31 protein-coding genes are annotated in these 25,079 nt (G+C 45.1%); 7 read left to right on the forward strand and 24 right to left on the reverse strand.

Going from position 1 to position 25,079, the window contains the following annotated elements; translation table 11 throughout:
• Positions 1-433: 433 nt before the first annotated feature.
• The 15 genes from ACL9RM_RS16155 to ACL9RM_RS16225 form a co-directional block, all read right to left on the reverse strand.
• The gene (locus ACL9RM_RS16155; protein ID WP_250266662.1) at positions 434-1,288 is read right to left on the reverse strand and encodes a nucleotidyltransferase-like protein; all 855 of its coding nucleotides are present in this window, start codon (positions 1,286-1,288) and stop codon (positions 434-436) included.
• Positions 1,289-1,424: 136 nt separating this feature from the next.
• The gene (locus tag ACL9RM_RS16160) at positions 1,425-3,143 is read right to left on the reverse strand and encodes a glycosyl hydrolase family 18 protein (RefSeq protein WP_250266663.1); all 1,719 of its coding nucleotides are present in this window, start codon (positions 3,141-3,143) and stop codon (positions 1,425-1,427) included.
• A gap of 152 nt (positions 3,144-3,295) precedes the next feature.
• Positions 3,296-3,727 (reverse strand): Fur family transcriptional regulator, encoded by a 432-nt coding sequence (locus ACL9RM_RS16165; protein ID WP_013311903.1) that lies wholly within the window; start codon positions 3,725-3,727, stop codon positions 3,296-3,298.
• Between the two features lie 108 nt (positions 3,728-3,835).
• The gene (locus ACL9RM_RS16170) at positions 3,836-5,239 is read right to left on the reverse strand and encodes a DUF4097 family beta strand repeat-containing protein (RefSeq protein WP_250266664.1); all 1,404 of its coding nucleotides are present in this window, start codon (positions 5,237-5,239) and stop codon (positions 3,836-3,838) included.
• Positions 5,240-5,246: 7 nt separating this feature from the next.
• Complete coding sequence (locus tag ACL9RM_RS16175) at positions 5,247-5,900, reverse strand: hypothetical protein (RefSeq protein ID WP_069290370.1); 654 nt, start codon at positions 5,898-5,900, stop codon at positions 5,247-5,249.
• A gap of 83 nt (positions 5,901-5,983) precedes the next feature.
• Positions 5,984-6,697, reverse strand: coding sequence for an MgtC/SapB family protein (locus tag ACL9RM_RS16180; protein WP_023990255.1), 714 nt, complete (start codon positions 6,695-6,697; stop codon positions 5,984-5,986).
• Between the two features lie 98 nt (positions 6,698-6,795).
• Complete coding sequence (locus tag ACL9RM_RS16185) at positions 6,796-7,257, reverse strand: GNAT family N-acetyltransferase (protein ID WP_250266665.1); 462 nt, start codon at positions 7,255-7,257, stop codon at positions 6,796-6,798.
• Between the two features lie 131 nt (positions 7,258-7,388).
• The gene (gene gatB, locus ACL9RM_RS16190) at positions 7,389-8,834 is read right to left on the reverse strand and encodes an Asp-tRNA(Asn)/Glu-tRNA(Gln) amidotransferase subunit GatB (RefSeq protein ID WP_013311908.1); all 1,446 of its coding nucleotides are present in this window, start codon (positions 8,832-8,834) and stop codon (positions 7,389-7,391) included.
• A gap of 26 nt (positions 8,835-8,860) precedes the next feature.
• The gene (gene gatA, locus ACL9RM_RS16195; RefSeq protein ID WP_023990257.1) at positions 8,861-10,318 is read right to left on the reverse strand and encodes an Asp-tRNA(Asn)/Glu-tRNA(Gln) amidotransferase subunit GatA; all 1,458 of its coding nucleotides are present in this window, start codon (positions 10,316-10,318) and stop codon (positions 8,861-8,863) included.
• 27 nt (positions 10,319-10,345) lie between these two features.
• A complete protein-coding gene (gatC, locus tag ACL9RM_RS16200) occupies positions 10,346-10,633 on the reverse strand; it encodes an Asp-tRNA(Asn)/Glu-tRNA(Gln) amidotransferase subunit GatC (protein WP_013311910.1) in 288 nt (95 codons plus the stop codon).
• Between the two features lie 304 nt (positions 10,634-10,937).
• The gene (locus ACL9RM_RS16205) at positions 10,938-11,324 is read right to left on the reverse strand and encodes a hypothetical protein (RefSeq protein WP_061831452.1); all 387 of its coding nucleotides are present in this window, start codon (positions 11,322-11,324) and stop codon (positions 10,938-10,940) included.
• A gap of 80 nt (positions 11,325-11,404) precedes the next feature.
• Positions 11,405-11,614, reverse strand: coding sequence for a hypothetical protein (locus ACL9RM_RS16210; RefSeq protein ID WP_250266666.1), 210 nt, complete (start codon positions 11,612-11,614; stop codon positions 11,405-11,407).
• Positions 11,615-11,856: 242 nt separating this feature from the next.
• The gene (locus ACL9RM_RS16215; RefSeq protein WP_061831454.1) at positions 11,857-12,486 is read right to left on the reverse strand and encodes an MBL fold metallo-hydrolase; all 630 of its coding nucleotides are present in this window, start codon (positions 12,484-12,486) and stop codon (positions 11,857-11,859) included.
• Between the two features lie 3 nt (positions 12,487-12,489).
• On the reverse strand, positions 12,490-13,059 hold the full coding sequence (locus tag ACL9RM_RS16220; RefSeq protein WP_250266667.1) for a thioredoxin family protein: 570 nt from the start codon (positions 13,057-13,059) through the stop codon (positions 12,490-12,492).
• A 1-nt stretch (position 13,060) separates the two neighbouring features.
• Complete coding sequence (locus ACL9RM_RS16225; protein ID WP_069290373.1) at positions 13,061-13,675, reverse strand: DedA family protein; 615 nt, start codon at positions 13,673-13,675, stop codon at positions 13,061-13,063.
• A 144-nt stretch (positions 13,676-13,819) separates the two neighbouring features.
• On the opposite strand from ACL9RM_RS16225, the gene ACL9RM_RS16230 reads away from it, so the two are divergent.
• Positions 13,820-14,143, forward strand: a complete 324-nt coding sequence (locus tag ACL9RM_RS16230) for a hypothetical protein (protein WP_013311916.1) — start codon at positions 13,820-13,822, stop codon at positions 14,141-14,143.
• Between the two features lie 80 nt (positions 14,144-14,223).
• Here the strand turns inward: ACL9RM_RS16230 and ACL9RM_RS16235 are convergent, their stop codons facing one another.
• Together ACL9RM_RS16235 and ACL9RM_RS16240 are read right to left on the reverse strand one after the other, a co-directional pair.
• Positions 14,224-15,438: a class I SAM-dependent methyltransferase gene (locus tag ACL9RM_RS16235; protein ID WP_025721769.1), complete on the reverse strand. Its 1,215-nt coding sequence runs from the start codon at positions 15,436-15,438 to the stop codon at positions 14,224-14,226.
• The gene (locus ACL9RM_RS16240; protein WP_250266668.1) at positions 15,425-16,081 is read right to left on the reverse strand and encodes a DUF6483 family protein; all 657 of its coding nucleotides are present in this window, start codon (positions 16,079-16,081) and stop codon (positions 15,425-15,427) included. Before ACL9RM_RS16240 ends, ACL9RM_RS16235 begins: the two co-directional genes overlap by 14 nt.
• Positions 16,082-16,475: 394 nt before the next feature.
• Between ACL9RM_RS16240 and ACL9RM_RS16245 the strand changes: the two genes are divergently transcribed.
• Positions 16,476-17,042, forward strand: coding sequence for a pyridoxamine 5'-phosphate oxidase family protein (locus tag ACL9RM_RS16245; RefSeq protein WP_061831457.1), 567 nt, complete (start codon positions 16,476-16,478; stop codon positions 17,040-17,042).
• A gap of 94 nt (positions 17,043-17,136) precedes the next feature.
• Here ACL9RM_RS16245 and ACL9RM_RS16250 read toward each other — a convergent pair whose 3' ends face one another.
• On the reverse strand, positions 17,137-17,931 hold the full coding sequence (locus ACL9RM_RS16250) for an alpha/beta fold hydrolase (RefSeq protein ID WP_250266669.1): 795 nt from the start codon (positions 17,929-17,931) through the stop codon (positions 17,137-17,139).
• A gap of 88 nt (positions 17,932-18,019) precedes the next feature.
• Complete coding sequence (gene yyaC / locus ACL9RM_RS16255) at positions 18,020-18,610, reverse strand: spore protease YyaC (RefSeq protein ID WP_250266670.1); 591 nt, start codon at positions 18,608-18,610, stop codon at positions 18,020-18,022.
• A 120-nt stretch (positions 18,611-18,730) separates the two neighbouring features.
• Between yyaC and ACL9RM_RS16260 the strand changes: the two genes are divergently transcribed.
• Positions 18,731-18,958 (forward strand): DUF1128 domain-containing protein, encoded by a 228-nt coding sequence (locus ACL9RM_RS16260; protein WP_013373034.1) that lies wholly within the window; start codon positions 18,731-18,733, stop codon positions 18,956-18,958.
• A gap of 198 nt (positions 18,959-19,156) precedes the next feature.
• Here the strand turns inward: ACL9RM_RS16260 and ACL9RM_RS16265 are convergent, their stop codons facing one another.
• Positions 19,157-19,876, reverse strand: a complete 720-nt coding sequence (locus ACL9RM_RS16265) for a pirin family protein (protein ID WP_250266671.1) — start codon at positions 19,874-19,876, stop codon at positions 19,157-19,159.
• A gap of 231 nt (positions 19,877-20,107) precedes the next feature.
• On the opposite strand from ACL9RM_RS16265, the gene ACL9RM_RS16270 reads away from it, so the two are divergent.
• The 4 genes from ACL9RM_RS16270 to ACL9RM_RS16285 all read left to right on the forward strand — a co-directional run bounded on the left by ACL9RM_RS16270 (position 20,108) and on the right by ACL9RM_RS16285 (position 22,227).
• Complete coding sequence (locus ACL9RM_RS16270) at positions 20,108-20,812, forward strand: phosphatase PAP2 family protein (protein WP_250260434.1); 705 nt, start codon at positions 20,108-20,110, stop codon at positions 20,810-20,812.
• 137 nt (positions 20,813-20,949) lie between these two features.
• Positions 20,950-21,207 (forward strand): GlsB/YeaQ/YmgE family stress response membrane protein, encoded by a 258-nt coding sequence (locus ACL9RM_RS16275; protein ID WP_069011991.1) that lies wholly within the window; start codon positions 20,950-20,952, stop codon positions 21,205-21,207.
• A gap of 50 nt (positions 21,208-21,257) precedes the next feature.
• On the forward strand, positions 21,258-21,659 hold the full coding sequence (locus tag ACL9RM_RS16280; protein ID WP_023990268.1) for a YtxH domain-containing protein: 402 nt from the start codon (positions 21,258-21,260) through the stop codon (positions 21,657-21,659).
• A 91-nt stretch (positions 21,660-21,750) separates the two neighbouring features.
• Entirely contained in the window at positions 21,751-22,227 is a 477-nt protein-coding gene (locus tag ACL9RM_RS16285; protein WP_250260433.1) for a DUF5665 domain-containing protein, read from the forward strand.
• A gap of 115 nt (positions 22,228-22,342) precedes the next feature.
• Here ACL9RM_RS16285 and ACL9RM_RS16290 read toward each other — a convergent pair whose 3' ends face one another.
• The 4 genes from ACL9RM_RS16290 to ACL9RM_RS16305 all read right to left on the reverse strand — a co-directional run bounded on the left by ACL9RM_RS16290 (position 22,343) and on the right by ACL9RM_RS16305 (position 25,001).
• The gene (locus ACL9RM_RS16290; protein ID WP_061831462.1) at positions 22,343-23,302 is read right to left on the reverse strand and encodes a magnesium transporter CorA family protein; all 960 of its coding nucleotides are present in this window, start codon (positions 23,300-23,302) and stop codon (positions 22,343-22,345) included.
• A gap of 119 nt (positions 23,303-23,421) precedes the next feature.
• Positions 23,422-24,195 (reverse strand): sigma-70 family RNA polymerase sigma factor, encoded by a 774-nt coding sequence (locus tag ACL9RM_RS16295; protein ID WP_013311929.1) that lies wholly within the window; start codon positions 24,193-24,195, stop codon positions 23,422-23,424.
• Positions 24,192-24,644: an anti-sigma B factor RsbW gene (gene rsbW / locus ACL9RM_RS16300; RefSeq protein WP_061831463.1), complete on the reverse strand. Its 453-nt coding sequence runs from the start codon at positions 24,642-24,644 to the stop codon at positions 24,192-24,194. The genes ACL9RM_RS16295 and rsbW overlap by 4 nt, the downstream gene beginning before the upstream one ends.
• A gap of 18 nt (positions 24,645-24,662) precedes the next feature.
• Entirely contained in the window at positions 24,663-25,001 is a 339-nt protein-coding gene (locus ACL9RM_RS16305; RefSeq protein ID WP_061831464.1) for an STAS domain-containing protein, read from the reverse strand.
• Positions 25,002-25,079 lie beyond the last annotated feature (78 nt).

Genomic DNA, 25,079 nt, shown 5'->3' on the forward strand with positions numbered 1-25,079 from the left:
ATAGAAAGAGCGATAAGCTCATGTTGAAACTGACGAGATAAAATATCTCTTGTTTGATTTTGCGAACAAAATCGTTTTACTCACTCGTTGTTCAGTTTTCAAAGATCAAACTTGCATAATGTCTCACTTTGTTTCACCACCGCGTCTCAGCGGCGACTTAAATAATGTAACACATAACCTCATTTTTCGTCAAGCTTTTTTTTTGAAAATTTATTTTTTCGCTTGAAGCAACACGTTTATCCTGCTTTAAACAGTTCTAAATTATTCATGCTGCTTAATGGGGCGAGTTATAACTTAGCACATATTTTATATACTCGTCAACCTAAATTAATAATTTATATTTTGTAACTATCTATAAACACTAAATCACGTACAAAAAAAGGAAGAAAAGTCGATTTAACAACCTTTCTTCCTGACAAATCAACCCTGCACATCAAATAAGGGAGTAACGCAGTTCACGATTTTGCCCACGATCCCTAAAATCCCCGGCAGCTGTTTCTCTAATAAGTGAACGATATACCAGTTTACGGAGCACGACGGTAAGATCCATTTGAAGATTCTTTAGGTCTGGATGGTTAATAAGTTCATTTATAGACCAGGGTTCCCGTCTGCTGCCTAATATACGGAATAGCGGAGATGAGCACTCCTCCATTTTTGACATAACTGAAAATTCACAAGCAAGCAATACTAGTTCAACCCGTTGTTCCAAGGTTTCTGTACTTAATGTGAGTTCGTTATACAGTTTGTCAATCGTTCGATCTAGAGGCTGTACCTGAACCCATAAGTGAATCTTTGGATAAATCCCCCGTTCAATGAGTTCAATAGATGCCCAATGATCCAATGCTTTCAGAACACTTTGATAAGCTTCAATGATCCGCCCTTCTCGCACCGCTCTTTTGCCATGAACGTAATTGACCAGAAAGCGGGAGAACTCATGAAATCGCTTCTGCTCCCGCAGTGGATCGTTAAAATCAACAATTTCCTGTCTTAAAAGACGGACCCTCTCATCCCGTTCCCAGACAATACGACCTTCTAGCACATAATCTATAATGTTGGCTTGTTCACCAGCGATAATCCATTCCTTCAGACAACTGAGCGTTGCGTACAACACTTGGCATCTTAATCCATTCATAAATAAGTGTTGAATAGAACGAACTGGCTTGGTGCCTTCTCCAATAATTAGAATGAGTTCATCAAAGTCATACAACATCGAACCGTGAAAATACTCTCCCGGGTTTCTGTACGAAATAATACCTATTGAATCTTCCTGCAACAATTCATCATACATTAGGTTTAATTTGGTTAGCTGCACTTCTCCCTCCATACCTGCAAGGCGGCTATGACCGCAAATTGGATATTTGGATACATGTGATCATTTCTACATAAATAAGAAACTTCCTTCTTCAATTGTATAAATTTTTATCTTATTCACTTATTTTTTTCAGTGTTACCCAAGCGTTTTCATCTGCAAAGGTTCGATTCCACGCCCCAATTCCTCCGAGCTTCAGCGATTTGGCAAGTTCTACTCTTGCCTTCAGAGATACCTGATCCTCTAGCCAAATCTTTTTGACCACGCCATCTTCTGTATACTCGACATAATTTTGACCTTCGGAAGCTCTAAACTTGGGCTTCAACTTAAATTCGGCTATAATATCGGCTGCTGACTCCATACCAAGTGATTTGGAGGTAACCTTGATCTTCCCTTCTTTGGGAGTCTCGGACCACACGCGAGTGTATAACGGAATACCTAAAATCACTTTTTGAGGCGGCACTTCATCTTCCTGAATAATTCGCTTAATTGACGCTTCCGTCCATGGTAGCGAGGCGACAGAACCAGCCTTTGGACTAGCAGCCCAATGCTCATCATACGCCATTACCATGAGGTAATCTGTGATGGTGCCCAATGATTTTCGATCCAAAAAAGCTGACCACATCTCACTTTGAGATTTAGGCGTAACATCAATGGACAGTATTAAATCATGTTCCCGAGCCATCGGTTTAAGTTCCCGCAAAAATTGGGTGACATTGGGGCCATCCTTCGTATGAACATTTTCAAAGTCAATATTAATACCATCCAGATCATTTTCTAGAGCAAATGAAATCATCTGATCTATAATCGACTTTCGACGTTCAAAGGTAGACAATGCTTCAGTTGTTAATTCGGGATTAAAGCTGTTGCTCAACAAGCCCCAAACCTCCATCCCCTTGCGATGTGCCCAGCTGACATAGGCAGGATCCGCCTTGCTTTCTACAGTGCCCTCATGATCGACAACACTGAACCACGTAGGACTCACCACATTTACTCCAGGCATAGGATCAAACTTGGAAGGATCGGGCTTGCGATTATAGACAGCTTCCCAAGCGAGGTTAACTGGCCTACCCTCCCAATGTTTTTCCGAGATGGACAAATCGTCCTTAGCCGAAGGGGTCACAAGCTCTTCTCCTTCAGCGATATGGTCTGACTTAATGTATCCCGCATAGCCATTGTCTAATTGAACAAAATACCAATCTCCTTGTTTGGACCAAATACGCACCTTCGTCCGCTGAGATATATCTGTCAAAATGAAAGATAGGCTAGAGGCTTCTTTACGTAAGGCAATTCTAGCATCCTGTGGGCCATCCTTCTTTTCTACACTCCCCAGCCTGACCTTCTCTCCAGCTTTCATTAGGATGACAGCACCAGTTACAGGGTCTTCGTGTATAGAAATGCCGTATACTTCACGTACAGCCTCTATCGGGATATATACCTCTCCACTGATCACCTGAGGGGCTACGCTAAGCGCATATGTCTTACCATTCAATTCCCCTTGTGCCTTCGAAACCTTCATATAGAGCAGGCTTTGTCTCGTCGCCATAATGACGGTTTGGCTATCATCCTCATAGCGAACCGTAGGATCAATTTGACTTTGCACCAATTTAAACGGCATCAGCATGTTCTTGCCCGAGCTTTGAGCTTCATACCCAGTCAACTTGCCCTGCATAAAAATAGGACGGACACTGCCCTGCCAATCGGGTTTCTCGTGAAGGGGATTACCAAACCATACGACAGTAATTACGCATATAATCGCTGCAAATAATAGCAGGCTTGCCGCTCCTTTGAATCGTGAACGTTTACGGCGGCGTCTGGAATGATTTCTGACCAATATTGAACCTCCATTGTATGAACTTTGAATTACAAAAATAAAGTGATTTAAATAAAAAAACGCGGTAAATCCCCGCTTATGGGGAATTCCTCACGTTTCCAATCCATTACAATATATACATACCGCACAAAAAACTTCTATTCCTTGTTTCGTTACGTTTGTTTGTTACTACAAGCTTTGCATACTCCGTGTAACTCCATTCGATGTCCATGCACCTCGAAGCCTGTTTCCAACGCGGCATGGCGTTCCACATCAGCCAAATAGGGATAACTGAAATCTTCAATTTTTCCGCATTTTTCGCAAATGATGTGATAGTGCTCCGAAATATTGGCATCATAACGACTGGCGTTATCTCCATAGGTCAACTCATGTACCATACCCGCTTCTATAAACATCTTTAAGTTATTATAAACCGTAGCCACACTCATACTTGGAAACTTGGACTCAAGCGCTCGATATATTTCATCTGCAGTCGGATGCCCCATGGTTTCCATCAAATAGTTTAATATGGCATGACGCTGGGGTGTTATGCGTACACCTGTCTTCTTCAGAAGTTCCAAAGCATGCTGGACGCGTGCCGCCATATATGTCCACCGCCTTATCCCTTACTTACGATCCTATCAATTACCACGCATCTATTTACAACTTACTTCTAAACCTACTCACATTGTACGGTCTACTCAAGTTTCTTGTCAACGCGCCGTATTGTCGCCGGATGTCCCTATAGAGGTATCTGACTCAGGCGCTCCGGTTTCAGCCAGAGAGCTTTCAGATGTATCGGGCGCAGGCGTACCCCCGGAATCATCCAAGTCGGGTAACGACGGCATCAGTAACTTTTTAATGGTTAAATTGCTGTTACCCTCTACGTTGATCGCATACTTGCCTGTCCCATTCTGGCCTGAAATACTTTTACTATCTATTTTAAATGGAAAATCGGATTGAAGATTACCATAACTGCTTGAACCCTCTAACTGAAAATCTCCATTCGACGGAAGATCCAATACGATATCACCGACAGCACTGTATATTTTCCAATCTCCGCCCACCTGCTCGCTATGCACTTTGATAGAGCCATTAAGCGAATTGGCATTCAGCTTGGCTGTAGAATTCAGCACATTCATGTCACCATTCTGAGTATCTACGGTGATGTCTCCTTCCGAGCGAGCGAGCTGAATATCACCTACCATAGTGTGTAGTGTCACAGCTCCTTCAATATCTCCCGCCTGCATATTGCCACGGTTCGTGCGCACATCTACATCTCCAGAAATCCGATGCAATTTAACCTGACCGTTCAGCGTGCCTCCCTTGACATTGCCGATAGCGTCATTAACGGTGAGATTTCCATTACCGCTCTCGAGCCGAATGCTATCAATAGCATCAACTCCATTCAGGGTAATATTCCCGTTGGAGGTTCTAATCTGCACATTGAACCGCCGGTCCTCTGGCACGGTGATCAGCATGTTCACACGGGGCTGACGTTTGCTTGAAGCTCCGTATGACTGTGCCTCCGGACGAATCTGGATGGTCTTGCCGTCGGTAGAAGTCAGTGAAGAAGCTTGAGCAATCTTGTCCGCTTCGGCAGCAGGCGCTTGATCCACCCATAGAGTCCCACGTACCTCTATATTGGACACAGGCCGTCTGATCAGTGTTACATCACCATTAACCGAATCAACTACTAAATCGGACGTCTGCATAGTTACAGGTACCAGTACACCACCCATATCATACCGATTCTCTTTAGCCTGACTAAAATCCATAGAGGCTGATGTCAGATTGAGACTAACCCGGTTCCACAGATACATATAATGATTTTGCTGGGTCACGATAAAAACCGAGGCTGCCACTACCAAAGCGGACAGAATCCCCTTTAGGTCAGGTCTGAATCGTCTTCCGTTGTCAGACTTGCCTTCTTTCCGATAGTACACAGCAAAAAAAATCAGATATTCCAGTCCCCAAAGCACGAAGATTACGGGCCACCAAACGAGGAGCTGAAGCATATATTCAGTATTTTGAAACACATCTACAATAAGCAAAATGCCTACAGCCATCAACAGAAGCGAAGAGGTGTAGCGACCGACTCTTATTTTACGGTGCACGCCAGCTTCACCCTCTTTCTTTCAACTTTTTACGCTTAAAGGACAGAAAGGCTTCCCTTAGAAAAAGGGATAAACCGATCATCATTAATAAAATGGCCAGCGTCAGGAATCCATAATCCTCAAAGAAATTGCTCAACCAGCGAGGTTTCATGCGAAACAAAATCATAAGCCCACCGCCCGCCACCATCAGCACAGCAAAAGCAAAGCCTCTCTCCCATGCATAAAAAGGACTACTTTGCTGACCTTTAGCATCCATTCGTGCATAACGATCTGGCTTACGCCGATAACGAACCATGTAATCTGCTGACTGTAATACATCATATACATTATAAAAATATAAAACGGGTATGAACAATCCAAGCAAAATAAGTAATGGGATGTTAATCCTCAAGCCATCAGAAGAAACATACAGCATCGCAAAAATATCTAGCAGGAGCAACACAATAAAACTAAGCCCCCTAATAAACAGCCCTAAAAAAAGATGTCCCAGTCCGGGTAACAATGCGGCCATGATAATGGCAATCACTTTGCGAAATTTAGCGTATTTTAGACGCTTCCCCTGTCTGGGTTGTTCCCGCTGTTCCGGCGCTTGTAGCTGCCCAGCCTCTCCAGACGGTAACGGTTGTTCCGAGTTCATGCCATCCTCCCCTTTGAATCCCATGCGTGGCTCCGCTGAAAAATACTTCAATGCTTACATAGTACCCCAATCGTATTTAAGAGTAACTGTTAAAAAAAGGTAGGATATTACTCAACAGAGACTGCAGCTATGTCTTCCCATTGTCGTAAATCAGCGGCAATACGTACGGGATTAAAATCATGACGGGACAGCACCTCTAGGGAAACCTCCATACTCTGCCGATCTGGATGTAATTCGTGAAATGGGACATTTTCATGTTCTTTAATCATTATTTTACGTATTTCCACTTTTTCTTGCTCTAAATAAGTCGAAATCTGCTCCAGCAATCCGTGAGACGACAATCCGTACAATGTAATAAGATGACGCTTGCGTCCACGCATATACCGAAGTTCGACTTTGTTAAATACCCATAAATTTAAAAATACGAGCACTGTCGCCGCTATAGACGGGAAATAAAAGCCTGCTCCGACCCCAAGACCAATGGCAGCCACGACCCAAATGGAAGCCGCAGTCGTTAGTCCGGTAATGGATTTACCTGTGAACATAATCGTCCCTGCACCCAAAAAGCCTACGCCAGTGATTACAGCCGTAGCCAAACGAGCGGGATCTATGCGTACATTAGCTTCTTTAATAAAATCGGCAAAGCCGTAAATGGAGAGTAGCATAATCAGCGTCGAACCAAGACTGACCATAATATGAGTCCTCAAACCAGCTGCGTGATTGGAACGTTCGCGTTCAAAGCCAATGAATCCACCGAGAAGCATGGACAGCAAAAGCCGTAAAATGATATGTGAATCGTCTATAATCCACGGATTATTCATTCAAGTCACTCCTCCCGGTTATGTCGTACTTCCCACTCCGGGTGCGCGGTTTGTGGGCTTATGTGCATTTTTAATGCCAATTTAATGATATCTCAATGCTATTCCAACTTATGCAGATGATAGGTGGTTAATTCCACGCCTGGGGCGACCTCCGCCGCAGATACGGGGCGAAAGCCATGTTTTCGATACAATGTCACCGCAGGAGTATTTAAAGTTCCTGTAGAGACGATAAACAACGGGATATTTTGATATTCATTCAAAACATGCTTCATTAAAGAGTCTGCAATACCTTTTCGAAAATGATCTGGGTGAACCATCATACGTGTAAGGGTAAGCGAAGCGGGCGACTCAGACTGCACAGCCAGTGCCCCTAGCAATTCACCTTCCTCCAGCCACCCATAAAAAGACTCTCCACAGCTTCGCAGCGTATCCAATGTATCCATCAGTGGAGGAATCTCATCAAACCCAATCAGCTCAGCTTCCAGCCTATAGGCAACGTGCTGTAGACGCCATATCTGACTGACGATATCATCATCTTCCAATGAACATAGGGTAACCATGCTGTTTTCCCTCCCAAGGAAACTCATAAAATGCCATCAGGATTTTAAAGTTTGTTCGCGCCAATCGTTCTCAGCGTCTATGCAAAAGGGGCCTGTCCCTAAAAGACAAGCCCCCTGTCAAATCTATGCCATTAGCGGTTCAGCACTTCCGTCAGCAACTTATTAGCAAGGCCAGGGTTTGCCTTTCCCTTGCTCTCCTTCATCACTTGACCGACTAGGAAGCCGATGGCCTTTTGCTTGCCGGCTTTGTAATCTTCGACCGATTGCGGGTTAGCTGCTACAACTTGTTCGACAATGGTCAGGATTGCACCCTCATCACTGATCTGTACAAGCCCTTTTTCTTCAACAATTTGCTGTGGCAGTTTATCACTTTCCAGCATTTCCTTGAAGACCGTTTTGGCGATTTTGCTATTGATCGTTCCCTTCTCCAGCAGTCCGATCATTTCGCCCAAGCCCCGACCGGTCAATTTAACCTGCGACAGCTCTACACCGGCACTGTTCAAATAGCCGAGTAGATCCCCCATAATCCAGTTGGATACTGCCTTGGCATCCTTGGTGAATTGAAGGCTATCCTCGAACAAATCGGCCAATGGCTTGGAGGACGTAATCACCTGCGCATCATACTCAGGTAGTCCATATTCCGAAGTGTAGCGTGCTTTACGCTGGTCAGGCAATTCAGGAATCGAAGCACGGATGCGTTCTTTCCATTCCTCATCTATATGCAGTGTAACCAGATCCGGGTCTGGGAAATAACGATAGTCATGGGCCTGTTCCTTACCACGCATGGATAAGGTTTTACCTTGCGCCTCATCCCAACGACGTGTCTCCTGTACTATCGTTCCGCCTTCGTCCAGCGTCTGCTCCTGCCGGAACTGCTCATATTCCAGTCCGCGCTGTACGCCACGGAAGGAGTTCATGTTTTTCAGTTCCGCTTTAGTTCCCAGCTCTTTTTGTCCATGCGGACGAAGACTGATATTCGCGTCGCAGCGAAGTGATCCTTCCTCCATCTTCACATCGGATACGTCACAATACTGCATAATGGCACGTATTTTTTCCAGATAGGCCTTGGCTTCTTCCGGCGAAGATATTTCCGGCTCCGAAACGATCTCGACCAATGGTGTGCCGACCCGATTAAAATCGACCAAAGATGCGTAACCACCATCAACATGTGTTAATTTCCCTGCGTCCTCTTCCAGATGCAGTCGGGTAATACCGATACGCTTTGTCTCACCATTCACTTCAATATCAATCCAGCCATTTTCGCCAATGGGTTGATCGTATTGTGAGATTTGATAAGCCTTAGGTGAATCGGGGTAAAAATAGTTCTTACGGTCAAACTTGCTCACATCAGCAATGGTGCAATTCAGCGCCATTGCTGCTTTCATTGCATAATCAACGGCCTGACGGTTCAATACCGGCAGCACCCCTGGATGACCGAGACAGACCGGACATGTATGAGAGTTGGGTGGTGCTCCGAAGGATGTCGAGCATCCACAAAATATTTTAGACTTCGTATGCAATTCCACGTGCACTTCAAGTCCGATGACCGTCTCATATTTGGATGTAGTTGTAGACATGAATAGGTTACCTCCTTTTTAGCAAATTACAGCTGCGGACGCTGCTTGTGAAATTCGGTATTTTGTTCAAAAGCATGAGCTACGCGTAGCACGGAAGACTCGTCAAAGGCTTTTCCGATAATTTGTAGTCCGACTGGCATTCCATCTGCAAGACCACAAGGAATGCTGATGGCTGGCACGCCAGCCAAGCTCACCGGAATCGTCAAAATGTCGTTCAAATACATTGTCAATGGATCATCCACTTGTGAGCCGATTTTGAAAGCAGTTGTCGGTGCAGTAGGTCCGATAATCACATCATATTGTTCAAACACACGATCAAAATCCTGTTTAATCAGTGTGCGCACTTTTTGAGCTTTCAAATAATAAGCATCGTAGTACCCGGAGCTGAGTGCATAGGTACCCAGCATAATCCGACGCTTCACCTCGGGACCAAAACCCTGCGTACGGGACTGATGGTAAAGATCAAGCAGGTTATCCGGATTGTCAGAACGCACACCATAGCGCACGCCGTCAAAACGGGCCAGATTGGACGACGCTTCGGATGAAGCCAGCAGGTAATATGTAGCTACCGCATATTCTGTGTGAGGGAGAGACACTTCTTCCCATACTGCGCCCAATCCTTCCAGCGTTTTCAGTGCGTCGAGCACCTTTTCCTTGACCTGAGGATCGACGCCCTCACCAAGATACTCTTTAGGCACAGCGATACGAAGTCCTTTTACATCCCCGGTTAAAGCGTTCAAATAATCAGGAATGTCTACCTTTGCAGAAGTGGAGTCCTTTTGGTCATAACCTGCAATAGCTTGTAGGACATAGGCCGAATCCTGAACATTTTTAGTAATAGGTCCAATTTGGTCTAAAGAGGAGGCAAAAGCCACCAGTCCAAAACGGGATACTAGACCATAGGTTGGTTTCAGGCCAACTACACCGCAGTAAGAAGCGGGCTGGCGAATGGAACCACCTGTATCCGAACCGAGCGTGAAATAAGCCTCACCCGCTGCAACAGCCGCAGCCGAGCCGCCACTGGAACCGCCGGGAACACGTTCTAAATCCCAAGGGTTACGTGCAGGGAAAAAGCTGGAGTTCTCGTTAGAGCCGCCCATGGCGAATTCGTCCATGTTCATTTTACCGAGTGTCACAGTTTGCGCTGCGCGCAACTTGCTAACAACTGTGGCATCGTAAACAGGATCAAAATTTTTCAAAAACTGACTGCCACATGTTGTACGCAGCCCTTCTGTCACAATATTATCCTTAATACCAACCGGCAGACCAAACAACAATCCTCTTTCCTCTCCGGAAATCAGCTGATCATCCAGCTGACGTGCGGATGCACGGGCCTGTTCCTCGTCAACGGTAATATAAGCTCTGATCTTGTCTTCCCGCGCACCAATTGTCTCCAGAGCGTGTCCCACCAGATCACTCACGGAAATTTCCTTTTGATGCAGCTTGTTATGTATCTCGGGCAATGTGTTATTGAACAAGCTCAATTTGCATCCTCCTTTCAAATATGAGATCTATTCCAGAACAGCAGGAACCTTAAACTGTCCGTCTTCTTCTTCAGGTGCATTGCGCATCACTTGCTCATGTGTCAAACTTTCACGAACTTCGTCGTCTCGCATGACATTGCTGACGTGCAGCACATGAGTGGTCGGTTTTACCTGCTCCGTATCCAGCTCATTCAGCTTCTCCGCATAATGGAGAATGGCGTTTAATTGTCCTGTCATCGTTTCTTCTTCAGCCGCGGTCAGATTCAACCTAGACAGCTTGGCTACGTGACGGACATCTTCCGTGGAAATGTTCATACAAAAACCTCCTCATGTATATGGGGATTTTGCAAAAAGTCCAATAAGCGACTGGAATCGAATTTTGCAAAATCCTGATATTAAAAAATGCTGCACCGAACTTTGAAATAACGTTTTTAATTATAGGATAGAACCCTTTACAATTCAATCTTTGGCGCGGTACAGAAGCAAACTGTACATCAATGAGGGAAATGTTGCTAAAAGAATATAAAAAAAGCACCTCTCGGTGCTCTTTCGAGATAACTATAAGAGCTGAGATTGTGCCCTTTATATATTTTTAAAAAGAGTCGGCAGTAGCCGACCCCTATATCCAAGCACGCAAATTGACTTGTCTGATAAAATCAGCCTGTGACAACAACTCTGCCGCGGTTTCTTCTTCTTCAGTCTCTACCGAATCAAGACCACCGTTCATTACATGCTTGAACAGTTGCTCATTATGAGTAGCAAGGGCATAATCTATCAGCGCTTCACGCTCAATCCGCTCGGCTTCTAGCTTGAGAATACTCTCCTCCAGCTCGATGTCCCCGGATGGTACAAAAAAATTGCGGTTCACCTTCGGTACGCGAATGACATAGTCAAAAGCATTGTCCGCATTACGGTCGTAAGCAATGATATAACCATGTTCGCCCACAGGAAGATTCTGCTCAAAAGCATCCGCGACGATCATAATTCTAGCTCCTAAATGATGCATCGTTAGCCCCCCCGTTTGTCTGAACTTATCTGCTAAGTCTACTAAAAAAAAAGTAGCTTGTCTATATCATCTATGTATCTTCATAATCGACCGTCTCCACGTCCCAACCTGTGTTCATTCAGTCTCACATGCCAGTTTTGTGAAGGGATTCCGCCCCGTCGTCTCACCTTTTTCCAAGTTATGATCTTCGGTTCGGAACCTACCACAGAATCTTCAATATCTATTATATTGGGAACACGGAAACTACCTCCAATCTCACGTTGTACCCCATATATATGTTTTCTTTTCATTCTTGCTCCCCCTTGTGATCTGACGGCCTCATGCCTCTTTATCCTCTTAATGGGCAAAAAAAAGAACGCAAACCGGGATTCATCCACAGCTTGCGTGCTTCGCGAGTTTAGTATGTAACTTTAATAAATTCATGTTAACAAAAATAAAAACCTTTGTCTATACATAATTTATAATTTGTTGTCGAATTGGGGCAAAACCTGTCACACCTTTGATTTTGCCCCTCCTGAAAGGTTCATCACATTTACCGGATATACGGATTATTAGCTTTCTCATAACCGATGGACGTTTTGGGACCGTGACCGGAATAGACTGTAACGTCATCTCCGAGCGGGAACAATTTGTTTTGAATAGAATCGTATAGATCCCGTTCCCGGCCACCCGTCAGATCCGTGCGTCCAACGCCCTGACGGAATAGCACATCCCCGGAAAAAAGATCTTTGCCACACAAAAAGCTGACACTTCCGGGTGAATGGCCCGGTGTATGGAACACCTTGAACGTGTGCCCGATCAGGTTCAATTGTTGACCTTCCGCCAAATCATATTCGGCAGGACCGGTTGAGATTGGTGGAGATGCCTCTGGCCACATCAAGGAGCCATTCAGCTTAGGAGATGTGAGCCAGTCTTGCTCCAAGGCGTGCAAATACACCGGACATCCTTTGGCATTGCGAATCTCCTCCACCCCTCCAATATGGTCAAAATGGGCATGGGTCAGCAGGATAGCTTCAATAGTCAGAGACTCAATCGCCCTCAGCAAAGGACCCGGATTCATTCCTGGATCAATAATAATGGCGCGCTGTGGATCATCCCCTTGAAGCAAATAAGCGTTCGTCTGAAGTGGACCGAGATTAAAGCTGCGAATAGATAGCACCATAAGTTAAAATCCCGAGATCAGCTCACGTAATTCCTGAACAATCACAGGATGGACCTCGGTTCCCTCCCCATATTTTTCAGCCATTTCTTTACGAGCAACTGCGATTTTTTCTTGATAATCATCGGCTTCCCGATCTGGATTTTCACGTTTGAATTCGATCATAATTTGTTGGACATGTGCAGGGCGTGGTCCCCAGTGGCCAAGTACGTGACCTCCTGTATCCGCAAAAATCACAATCGGTACAGCACGTCCGCCCATTGTCAGGAAGTCATCCATCAGCGCCTGATGGTTTTCCAAAATTAATACTTCGGTCGGAATCCCGCTATTCTCCAGGGCACGGAACACAACTGGCACATTGCGTACCACATCCCCACACCATTCGGCAGCCAAAATAAGCACGCGCAGATCATCCCGATGGTTCAGGCTTTCAAAATACTCTCGATCCTCTTCGCGATTCCACACAAACTGATCGTACCCAGAGCGGAAGGCTTCTTTGTTCTTTTCCATGCCCTCCATAAACTGTTCAGGGCTTAAGCCCTTTCCGAAGTATTGCGATACATTAGTACGGCTCATGTTATACACTTCCTTTTTTGTTTTTGGACAAAATCCATTTGATAACAAAATAAATGATCAAGAGCGCAAGGGCAACCAGCAAAATCGGTTTGATGTAAGGTGCTGCCACTTCGTCAATTTGCTCCCACTTGTCTCCTAGCAGCATACCTAAATATATAAACAAAACAGACCAAGGTATAATCGCTAGCGTTGTCAAAATAATAAAGCGCCATACGTTCATTCGAGCCAACCCGGCAGGGATTGAGATGGCATGACGCACAACAGGAATAAAGCGAGCTGTGAAAATGACCCCTGTGCCGTATTTGTTAAACCAGGCTTCAGCATGGTCGACATGACTTTTTTTGATAAGTATGTATTTCCCGTACTTATCTAATACCGGTCTGCCGCCATAGCGTCCAATCCAGTAAATGAACAACTGGGCCAGAACCCCGCCAATCGTTCCAAAAACGACTGCGCCAAAAAAATTAATATGACCCGAGGATACTAAAAAGCCACCATAAGCGAGGACAATTTCGCTTGGAATGACCTCAACCATCAAGCCTAGCATAATACCAAAATACCCAAGACTACGAATGATCTCAAACAAATAATTAATGATACTAGATATTTGGTCCAATTCTCTTCCCACTCCCTGCCTGTTTCTCTATTTTCATTAGTGTATCACAGCGGCAGAACAAGTCGCCACTTCGACCAAATAGGGAGGTCAGTGACCCCGGCTCCTCTGCCCGCATAAGTTGGGAGAGAGAGGAGGGGGTACAATATGCCTCCCGGCAAATTCCCCAAACATGACAATTCACAATCCCGTTTACCCACGGCTCGTGGTATCCGCCGCGCATGTACCAAAGAGTTGTATCGAACCTGCAAACGTCTGCCTGTTCACATTGCTCCTGATCTGGTCAAGCAGGGCGAGGAGCTATACTGCCGCAAGGTCGTCGGACACCTTATCTGGATTGCGGAAAACCATAGTAATCGCAAACTACTATGCGACTGGTGGGACGAAGATGTCAGCGAGGAGCTCGCGGCATTGTGGAAGGTGGATCGCGATGTCTTGTGCACCGCTTTTAGAAGCGCCTATGGCGGATAGATATTGGCGTACTGCAACCATGAACTGTAAACTACAAAAAAGTGGAGCCACCCCGCAGTGGCTCCACTTTTACTATATTGTTAGCTATGTGTCTGCTTCTTCCCCGCTCCTTCGGGAAGCAAATCCGCACAAGCGCGTTCCAAATAAGGATCAGCATGAATAAAATCCCGAAATGCTGTGTATTCACGCCACAAAACGGATTGTTCTCCCGCCTGCCCTTTGACGGCACGAATCAGAATATTTTTAGGTGTATGCTCCATGTCGATAAATTCCAATAGCTGTGTCCGATATCCCATCATATCCAGCAGTTTGGCCCGGATTCCATCCGTTGCCAGTGCAGAAAAACGCTCCTTTAAAATACCGTGGGAAAGCAAAGGCTCCAATACTGGATTTTCTAGTTGGCTGAACAGCTCATGCTGGCAACACGGAACCGACAAAATAACGGATGCTCCCCAGCGGACGGCCTTTTCCAGCGCCGCATCTGTTGCTGTATCACAAGCGTGCAAGGTAACGACCATATCCACCTGTTCCAGTTCGTTATAGTCTGCGATATCACCGACCAAAAACTCCAACTGTCGATATTGCAGCTTTTGAGCCAGAACATTACAGGTTTCAATGACATCTGCCTTCAAGTCCAAACCAACGATCTGCAATGGTCGCTTTTGCTGTACAGCCAAATAGTGATACAGAGCAAAGGTCAAATACGATTTGCCACAGCCAAAATCTACAATCGTCAATGGGCGGCCTACCGGAAGGCTGGGCAATACATCCTGCACCATTTCGAGAAACCGGTTAATTTGACGAAACTTATCATACTTGCGGGCCAGTACCTTACCATCCTCATTCATAATCCCAAGCTCAATCAGGAAAGGAATTCGCTCCCCTTCTTCGAGCACATATTGCTTTTTGCGATTATGAGACAGGTCGGCTTTACTTTTGCTCGGTGACTTTGTCAGAATGGATACTTTATATTTTTTACTGATCAGCACTTGGTAGTCTGCATCCTTGGCGCATAGAAGTCCTTGGCGGAACGTGTCCTCAAACAAGGCAGTCATACGCTCATTAGCTTCGTCAGGGGTCAGATTTTCATGAATGACTTTGTTGCTATAATGAAAAGCAAACTGGTAATGCAGCTTATTTTTCAATTCTACAGGTTTGATTTGCACTTTAGTAAAAGAAGCATCCTCCCGTTTGCGAAGCTGACTCAGCGTCGCTGTTATGAGGGATCCTCCCGTGGTCAATTGGTATATAAGTTCGCGCAGTGAATCCAAAAGGTACATCTCACTTTCTTTCATGTAATTGGGTGATCTCGGTCAAACCCTCGGTGACTTCCTGGCGTGAAATTCCACCCAGCTCCAGCTCTGCATTGGTCTTATCCAGTAATTGACTATAAAACGTCTCCGCTTCCGCTAGCAGCTCTGGCTGCTCCCATGCCAATCCAAACCAGACATCGGCGGCTTCGTCCAGCCTGTTTTCCCGCTCGTAATGAAAAGCCAACAGCTTGCTGGTTTCAGGGGGAAGCTCATATTCATGCACCAATTTCACAATACACGCTATTCGTTCAGGCAGGACCTGCAGATTACGAGTCGCGCCATTCAAATCGCTGTACAAATATAAATGAAGAGATTTCATCAAGATTCGTATGCCCTCGTCTGTTCTACTGGTTTCCAGGTAAATCACGGCTTCTTCCTCTAAAATGCGAGCCACCTGCTGGATCTTGTCTGCTTCAATTCCAGGGCCCAATCGGAAAAGCTCAATAATTTGTTCCGGCGGCAATCGTCTGAGCAGATCTGAACGAAGACGAAACTGCTTGTTGAGCAGATCATCTAACTGTTTTAGCGCTTCAACATGTTTATTTTCACGCCTTAGACCGAGCACCGATGCTACTGCGGATGTCAATTCTTCCATCATACTAAGCAAATAATCTTTTCTAAGCAAGCCGTTCCCTTCCTTTCATCCCGATGCCTAGACAACCAGAAACTCTGTCTTCTGATTGTAAGACATCCTTGTCTAAAAGCCAAATGCCCTACCATGCAGAAATACCACTTATAACCTTCACCCTCAGTTAATAACATCCATGATCAGGAAGTCAGAATGCTCACGTATGGCAGTGAATTCCTACGGTACAGCACTTTGTAGCAGATCATTTGACTAGCGAATGACGGTTTTTTTTAATCAATATTGCTTCTTCATTAGTGTTGTGATATTTTTGTTTCATACGAAACAAAAAAATAATCAGTATATTTAAACATTCCATAAAATAATTCATAGTAATTATTTTCTTTAGAAACAAAATTTATATGAATATTTTTGTGAGAAAGGATGATGGAGTTTGGGTAAACAATTTAGCTCGATATTACCGGAACATCAAGAGTTTATACAGCGGCAGCACATTTTCTTTGTAGGATCAGCACCGCTATCCAAGACAGGGCACGTTAACCTTTCCCCCAAGGGATATGATTCCTTTCGTATTCTATCGGACCAAAGGGTAGCCTATCTCGACTTGGCGGGAAGCGGCAACGAGACAAGCGCCCACATTATCGAGAACGGACGGGTAACAATCATGTTTTGTGCATTTGAGGGCGCTCCCAGTGTACTAAAGCTCTATGGTACTGGTACCGTCGCACTGCCCGATACTAAGCAATGGAATGAACTGTACCCTCTCTTCAACCCGCTTCCCGGTGCAAGACAAATCATTGTTGTGGACGTTCATATGGTGCAGAATTCATGTGGTTTTGCGGTTCCCTTTATGACATACACGAGCGAACGGGAAAAGCTGAAGGAAGTCTCGATTCAGATGGGAGAAGAAGCACTTAAAAAATATGCCTATGAGAAAAATCTGGAGAGTATTGACGGTTTGCCGACAGCGTTTGCCTTTAACAAAAGCAATATAAATTAGACACCTTACACACCTAAAAATAATTGACTACCCAAAAACCGGAACCTTCTAATTATCACATCAGAATTGTTCCGGTTTTTGGGCTTACCTTAGTCTACTTTTTCAAGTTTTGCTCTAAAAATGTCAAGATGGTGTTCGCTAATAACTCCGGTGCCTCGAACAAGCTCATGTGACCTACTTCCGGTAGGCTAACCTGAGTTACTCCGGCCCGATCTGTTGTAAACGTCCGCGCTGGAGGAACCGCCTGATCCTGCTCACCCGCTACTAAAAGGGCTGGCAATGCAGAAGCCGACAACACATCCCGCCGATCAGTACGCTCGCGCATAGCCAGTGATGCTCCGACGGCTCCTTGTGGTGGTGTTTTGTAGCCAATTTCTTTGACTTTAAGTAATTGGCTGGACATTGACTTCACATGATCAGGAGCAAACAGTCCCGGTACGAGTCCATCTACAAAGGTCGTAATCCCCTCCGTTTGGATGGTGGATACAGCCTTATTCCGCTTTTCTTTACCTTCATCCGTATCTGCATATGCTGTGGAATGAATCAGTCCAAAGGCTGTCAGGCGCTCTGAATGTCTCTGCACTGCCGAAAGGGCAAGATAGCCTCCTAGGGAGTGACCAAACCAAGCAGCCTGAGGAATGTCCAATTGTTCTTGAAGTTTAAGCACATCATCTGCCATTTGATCAATAGTATAGGCTCCTAGTGGAGCATCGCTGCGTCCGTGTCCACGTAAGTCTGGAACAATACAACGATAGCTTGGGGATAGCAAGGGAACAACCTCATCCCAGTAGGAAGAGCTTCCGCAAAATCCGTGCAATAGAATGATCGGATCTCCTTTTCCCTGTTCGGCATAGCAGATCGTCGTTCCTTCGCATAATACCTTTTCCATGTGGAACCCTTCCTTCTCTGTATATAATCTATTGGATCTGAATATATTAGTGAGTAGAACATGCTGATGTATATTATTAAGCAGACCATCAATATCTGAAACGGTAACCCTCTGGAAAATCTTGCAAAGCTGTTTTTAAACCAAATTCATAAGCCGCCGCATTAGCAATATGCGCAGCCATGGTCATGACCAAGTGAAGCGACGTCATTTGGAGTGTCCAATAGGGTTTGGGACTGCGCTCATTCACAATCGCTGCAACACTATAATGACCAACAGACGGCAGAGACAGCCCCACCGATCGCGCAGGAGTTAGCGGTTCACGCGCAATAAGAAACATTCCCGTTGAGCCGTGCTGTCCAAGACAAGCATCTATGGCGATCACATGATGATCTTGGGGAATGCACTCCAAGTATGAAACCAGATGATCTGCATCACAGGGCTCCGTCATTGTGCCAATCACGTGCGGAAAGCCTTGCTCCTTGAGCATGGTGCCTACCAGTGGCCCGAGTGAATCACCTGATGAGCGATCTGTACCGATGCAAACAAAAGTCAACTTATCTATAGCATGCTGATGATGAATTTCTCGGAAAAACGGCGCGAGTCCATCTCGATCTGTTTTCTTTACATTATGTTCTAAGGACGAGCGACCGGGTGCGGAAGCTCGATTATACAAAGACAACTTTGTCCATCCTCCTTGATTCGGTTGTATATCAGTAATCTGACTTTCAGTACATTCTACAACAAAAACATGATACAATACAGGCAACTTCCCCTGTTATGAAAGGATGGAAAATTAACGATGGATTTGTCTGTACCGTCTCATGCCAACATTGAGTATATGATTGAGGGTATTAAAACCAAGCTCCGTATGGCGAGTGGTGCTGCTATGCAGGCATCCGCTTTCTCGCTGGAGCAATACGAGGACATCCATGATGTCTATGATATGGTGATAAGCAAGCCTAACCTGAGCATTTCAGAGGTTGAAGCTATTGTTTCTGAACTGGGTAGATTGCGTAAGTCCTCCTGAATTAGCTTATAGGAATACAGCTTAGCTGTATTACAACCTATCATCATGAACAACAGCCTTCATGATAGTGCCCCTGTCAGCGTAAATAAAGCTCGTATTCCCGCTCGTCTCAACAGACGTGCAACGTGGGATACGAGCTTTATTTTTTCGATTGCATATATGCATTTCCATACACTTTTTCACTCACTCAAGGATGCTTCAAGGCAAATCCGCAAACACCAATTCAGATATATCCTCATTGCCTGTTGCTCGTATCTTTAAGTTACAGTTTTTTTGAATTCGCGCGGCATCGCCAGGCCCTAACTGAAAATCCCCATCCTGGCACGTAACTTCCACATGACCGTTAACTACATAGATGTGGGTGCGGCGCTCCTCTTGCTGCGGATATTCAAGCTGCTGTCCTTTTTCCAATCTGCTCAGATACAGATTTATATCCTGCGCGATGGATAACGCCCCCTCCACTTCTGAACCAGACACAACAGGCTGAAGCCGATTTAGACGTTCACTGTGCTTGAATCTTTGCACCTGATAAGAAGGCTGAATGCCAGGACTCTCGGGTAAAAACCACATTTGCAAAAAACGAACCGGTCTTTCATCCCCAGTATTTCGCTCTTCATGTTCAATTCCGGTGCCTGCACTCAGAACTTGGATCGAGCCGCTTTTCAAATCCTGCTCATGTCCTAAGCTGTCGCTATGATGCAATTGGCCTTCAATCACGTAGGTGACGATTTCCAAATCGTGATGCGGATGTCTTTTGAAGCCTTGTTGCGGTTCAAGCTCGTTATCATTATGGGCTAGCATACAGCCAAAATGGGCATTGCTCGGATCTTCATAATCGGCAAACGAAAAGCTAAACTCACTATGAATCCACCCTTTATTTGAGGTATGTCTTTCTGCCGATGTCACTATTTTAATCATCCTTAACACCTCCATGGATTACAGTTCCGTAAAGCAGCTTTGCTTCGTGATGACTATTCCACTTCCGGCCCTGGCATTACAAACGCTGTGATACGATCCCTTTACCCCGGGCTTATATGCCTCAATCAGCCTGTCGTCGCCGTCGGGTTTTGCTCTTAAGTTCATTATTAGTTAAGTTAATAGTACGAAAAATTAAATCTATTACAGCCATAAGGAGGAGATTTATTACATATGCTATCCCATGAACCCCAACCATCCCGGTTCCTACCAAGCTATTTGCGTCGTAGTCTGTATGCATCTATTATCATGATCGCTGTGTTGCTTCTCATCGCCTACTCTGTGAAGTGGATTGGCACAGCTCCTTTTCTATATTGGGATGAACGCATACAGGATGCCGTTTTTCCAGACACAGCAGCTGCTCGTTACCAACTGCTAACCATCGCTATATTCATTACATCTTTAGGTTCACTCCGCATGTCGTTGATCATCGCCCTCGGTGCTGCTACCTTGTGTTGGGTCAGCCTTCGTTCAAAAGCTTATTCCTTTGCGATCCTAAGCAGCTTTACGGCAATGTGGGTGCTAAATACGCTCATTAAGGAAATTTTGCAACGGGAACGCCCGTCACTTCAACATTTGGTTGAAGCCGGGGGTTATAGTTTTCCCAGCGGTCATGCGATGATTTCCATGGGATTTTTCGGAATGATATTTGCCATTTGGGCCATAGAACGAAAGATTCGTGGGCGTTCGCTCTTTCTTCCGTGCGCTCTGGGTGTACTACTGATTCTTTTGATTGGATTAAGCCGCGTATATCTAGGCGTTCACTTTCCTACAGATATTGTGGGTGGCTATATTGCAGGTATAATTTGGCTGGTGTTTACCGTTCCTGTGATCTATTGGCAAGCGCGCATGCAGCTTCCTTCCACCCCCCACCGGTAAATGTCCGAGACGGCTTTTTGTTTCACTCCGGGTCACGACGTTTATATACGAAGTAAGCAAGGCACAGCAATATCGAAGCTCAGCATTCATCAAAAACGTTATGGTTTTGTGAACTTAGGATAAGGGAGGCGATCCTTGTGTGGGGAATTGTACTAAGTATTGTAATGGCTATTATTATCGGATTGATTGGCGATGCACTGGCTGGTCATGAAATGCCTGGCGGCATTGCCGGCTCTATGATTGCTGGATTTGTAGGAGCTTGGCTAGGTGTCATGCTATTGGGAGACTGGGGCCCGGTCATCGGAGATTTTGCAGTCATTCCAGCCATACTCGGAACCGCATTGTTCGTGTTCTTGCTCGGACTGGCGTCCAGGCTATTAAGAAGGGCTACCTAACATTTATATATATCTTTTATTCTTTAATTCTATAAGAGGAGTGATATAACATGAGTAACATTGACAATCAAAATATGGCAAGTACTTCAGGTTTTGCAAAAGGTTTATTTATTGGAGGTTTGATTGGTGCTGCCGCAGCCCTGCTGTTCGCGCCGAAGCCGGGTCGTGATTTGCGTAGTGATCTGTCTGATAAAATTACAGTCGTCTCCGATAAAACAAAGGACGTGGCATCTGTAGTGAGCAGCAAAGCGACAGATTTGGCCAAAACCGTTTCCACCAAAACAGCAGATGTAGCCAAAACGGTATCCGAGAGCAAAGACAACATCGTATCCAGCGTAACCAAAGCTTCTGCAGATGTCGCTAATGAAGCAGCCAAAGCGGATAAAGAAGTCATGGATGCAACGGCTCAAGCGGCCAAGGATACGCAAAAACAATTGAATGCAAATTCCTAACAGCTACACATTCTGATGGCAAAAAATAAGCCCTACACTGAACAGCCAGCATGCAAGAAGCTGGCTGTTTTTAAATGATAGAAAGGCTGGGATGACAATGAACAAGCCAAATTCCTATGGAGATGATCTTACCGCGAACAACAAAAGAACCTTTCATCCCCTACAGACTCAAGATCAGCCAGATGAAGTTTCATCCAAGCAGACTTCTTCTACTCATAATCATGTTAAAACACATGATCAGGAGAGAGACTTTGATGTAAATGAGCATCCTTTTGAGCTGCGCCATGAGGTCAAGCGGCTTAACAAACGCTTAGATCAAATAGCAGATACGCTCGAAAGAGCAGAATTCAAAGATATTCTGGAGAACTACTCTAGCACTAAAAGAAGAATTATGAGCAATCTGACCGCAGGCATTGCACGTGGTCTCGGTCTTACGCTGGGTACAGTGGTCATACTCGCCTTGCTCGCTTGGTTGCTCAGTTTCCTGGTGCAATTAAATCTTCCGGTCATCGGAGATTTCATCGCCGAATTATTAGGATATATCAAAATGAGCCAAGGTACTAAGTAATTGTCCCTATCTCATTTAAAAACGATCCATCGTAACCGGTAACAGACTCCTCAAAGAGCCTCCAGTTACGATGGATCGTTTTTTATTTGTAAATTGTAACAGCTGTAATCAACCGCTACAATTTGTTGCGCTTGTTAGCCTTCAATAAGTCTCCTGTCCACCCCTTCATCATCAGCCAGCCGTACATTCCCGCCATACTTAGCAATGTGGCAATAATCACGGTGGTAAAACCCCAGCCTGTTTTAATCCAAGGCAGATTTTCAAAGTTCATGCCCCATATAGCGCCCACTACGGTTGCTGGTGTAAATACGGCGGTGACAATGGTGAGCGTCTTCGTAATCTCATTCCCCCTAAATGCGGAAATGGCGTCGTCAATGGATATCAATGTGTCGATTTCCTTTTCATAATGCAGGAAAAGTCCTTCCATCCGAGTAACACGGTAAAGTAACTGCTTGAAAAAGCGGTTCTCCTCCAGTTGATCCAGATATGCCTCCCGAGAAGCCGTCACCAGCTCTGAAAAAGGAATGAACATATTGCTCCAATACAACAGCTCGAAACGTGCATTCAATATAGAATCCATCAGCGTACGGGCATTCCTTTTCTCCATCTCCTCTTCCAGTCTTCTCAGGTTGATCTCGAACTTATCCATACCTGTATGAAAATAATGAAGCACGGCTCTCGCCAATACAAACATGCCGTCAGCTGCATCCTCACACTGTTCCAGCATTTTTTGGCGTTCCGCGGTGTGCATGATTTCACGGGTATTTTGATCGAGATTTAACGTCACTAACTTTTGGTTTAGAACCAGAAAATAAAACTTGTTGCAATTACGCTGACTGTCGATCTCCTCCTGAACGGAGTAAATCAACGACCCGTACATTAAGGGTTGATTGCCATCTGGAAAGCGCACAGATATAAAGCTGGATGGAATGTCCTCTACCTTGTCCAGCCATTCTGCGGCTTCTGGGAGCTTCTCCTTCAAGTGCTGTATGACCGAATCTTGCCAATTCCCAGCACTGATGTCCCACCATTCCCATCCTCCGCGAAAGGAAGAAATCTGTTCAAATGCTGTCATGGATTCCAACCTTCCTCCCAACCTTTTTGCTTTATAAAAAGGACACGCTTCCCATATCGGAATAACGTGTCCTTACGATGTGACGCCAAATATGTTAAGCCAAGAATTCCGCGGTCTTCTCATGAAATAGAGGAATTAGACATAATCTGCTTCAGCTTTTCCGTTGCCCGCTTCTGAATACGTGAAACGCTCATCTGCGATACGCCCAACGTCTGTGCAATCGCACGTTGAGATTGACCGTCCTGAAATGCCAGAAGAAGCACCTTTTGTTCCTGCTCCTTCAGTTGGCTTAAAGCCTGCTGCAAATCCATTCGTTTTTCCACAGTGTCATAATCGTTAGCATCCGAACTAATGAGCTCGCCTAACGTAGCTGCACTCTCTTCCTGGGATAAAGGCGAGTCCAGTGAAACATAGTGATAGCATTCACGGCCAGCAAGCACCTCAATCGTTTCTTCTACGGTAAGATCCAAATAGGTCGCAATCTCGTCCACATTGGGTGAGCGTTCCAATTTAACGGTCAGTTCATCAATAGCATGTTGAACAAGCGCACCCTTTTCCTTAATACGGCGAGGAACCTGGATGTACCAGGATTTGTCGCGCAAATAATTTTTCATATGTCCCAACATACTTTTCATAGCATACGGTTCAAATGGGATACCCAAGCTGATATCGTATTGCTGAAGCAGACGTATCAAAGCCATCTGACCGGTCTGATATAAATCCTCGTATAAGTCCGGACGGTTACGGGAGATCTTCCCGGCAGCCATCTTGACCATCGGCTCATACTTGCGGATCAGCACGGTAGCAATCTCGTTATCTTTTGTTTGCTGGTACTCCCAGATTAGACCAACGGCTTCATCCATCGACTCCGGGGGAGTTACCTTTTCATTCATACTCTTTCCTCACTTCTGGTCAGGCGCTTTACCAGCACCACTTCGGTGCCTTTTCCTGTCTCATTCAAGATATGGACATCGTCCATAAGCGCCTGCATGAGATAAAAGCCTAATCCGCCTATCTGCGCATCATTCAACTCCTTGTCATGCAAGGATGCGATACGGGACGGGTCCTCCACACGTTCAAAGCTCTCCCCTTCATCTTTGACACGAATGGACAACGAAGCTTCATCAAATTCAAATGTTACTTCCACGACTCCCCCCTCATGACCATATGCATAAAGGACAGAGTTATTACAGGCTTCCGATACAGCCACTTTCATGTCTTCAATATCCTCATAAGAGAATCCCATTTTCGCGGCAATACCGTATAAATTTAATCTTACAATATCAACAAAGTCAGCAGTTGCCGGCAAATTAAGAACTACTTTTTGAATTTGAGCATTCATTTCTTTTTCTTTCCTTTCCTATTGGGAATTCTCCTGGGGGGCAAAGAATTTGGCAATACCGGTCATATCAAACAGCTTTTGAATCTGAGGCGGTACCTCTTGAACTGTAAACCGGGACTCCATCCCATGCCTTGCTTTTAAAATAGATAACAAGATACCAATACCCGTGCTGTCAATGTATTTAAGGTCTCTCAAGTTAATAATCAAATCTTGGCTGGACTCCCCCACCAAAGGCTCCATCACCAGACGAAAATCAGGTGCTACCGAAAGATCCAACTCTCCACTCAGATAAACGGTATTTACGCCATCGGTTGTTTCTGTAATTGCATTAAATTTCTCATTTTTATTTGTATTCATAGGCCTACTCTCCCGAAAAAAGATTTCCCTACATACTAACCCATTATACGAGCGTTTGAATCACGGTATAACTTTTTA

Origin of the sequence: Paenibacillus sp. S29, from assembly GCF_049319765.1 — a bacterium.
Classification (GTDB): Bacteria; Bacillota; Bacilli; order Paenibacillales; family Paenibacillaceae; genus Paenibacillus; species Paenibacillus polymyxa_B.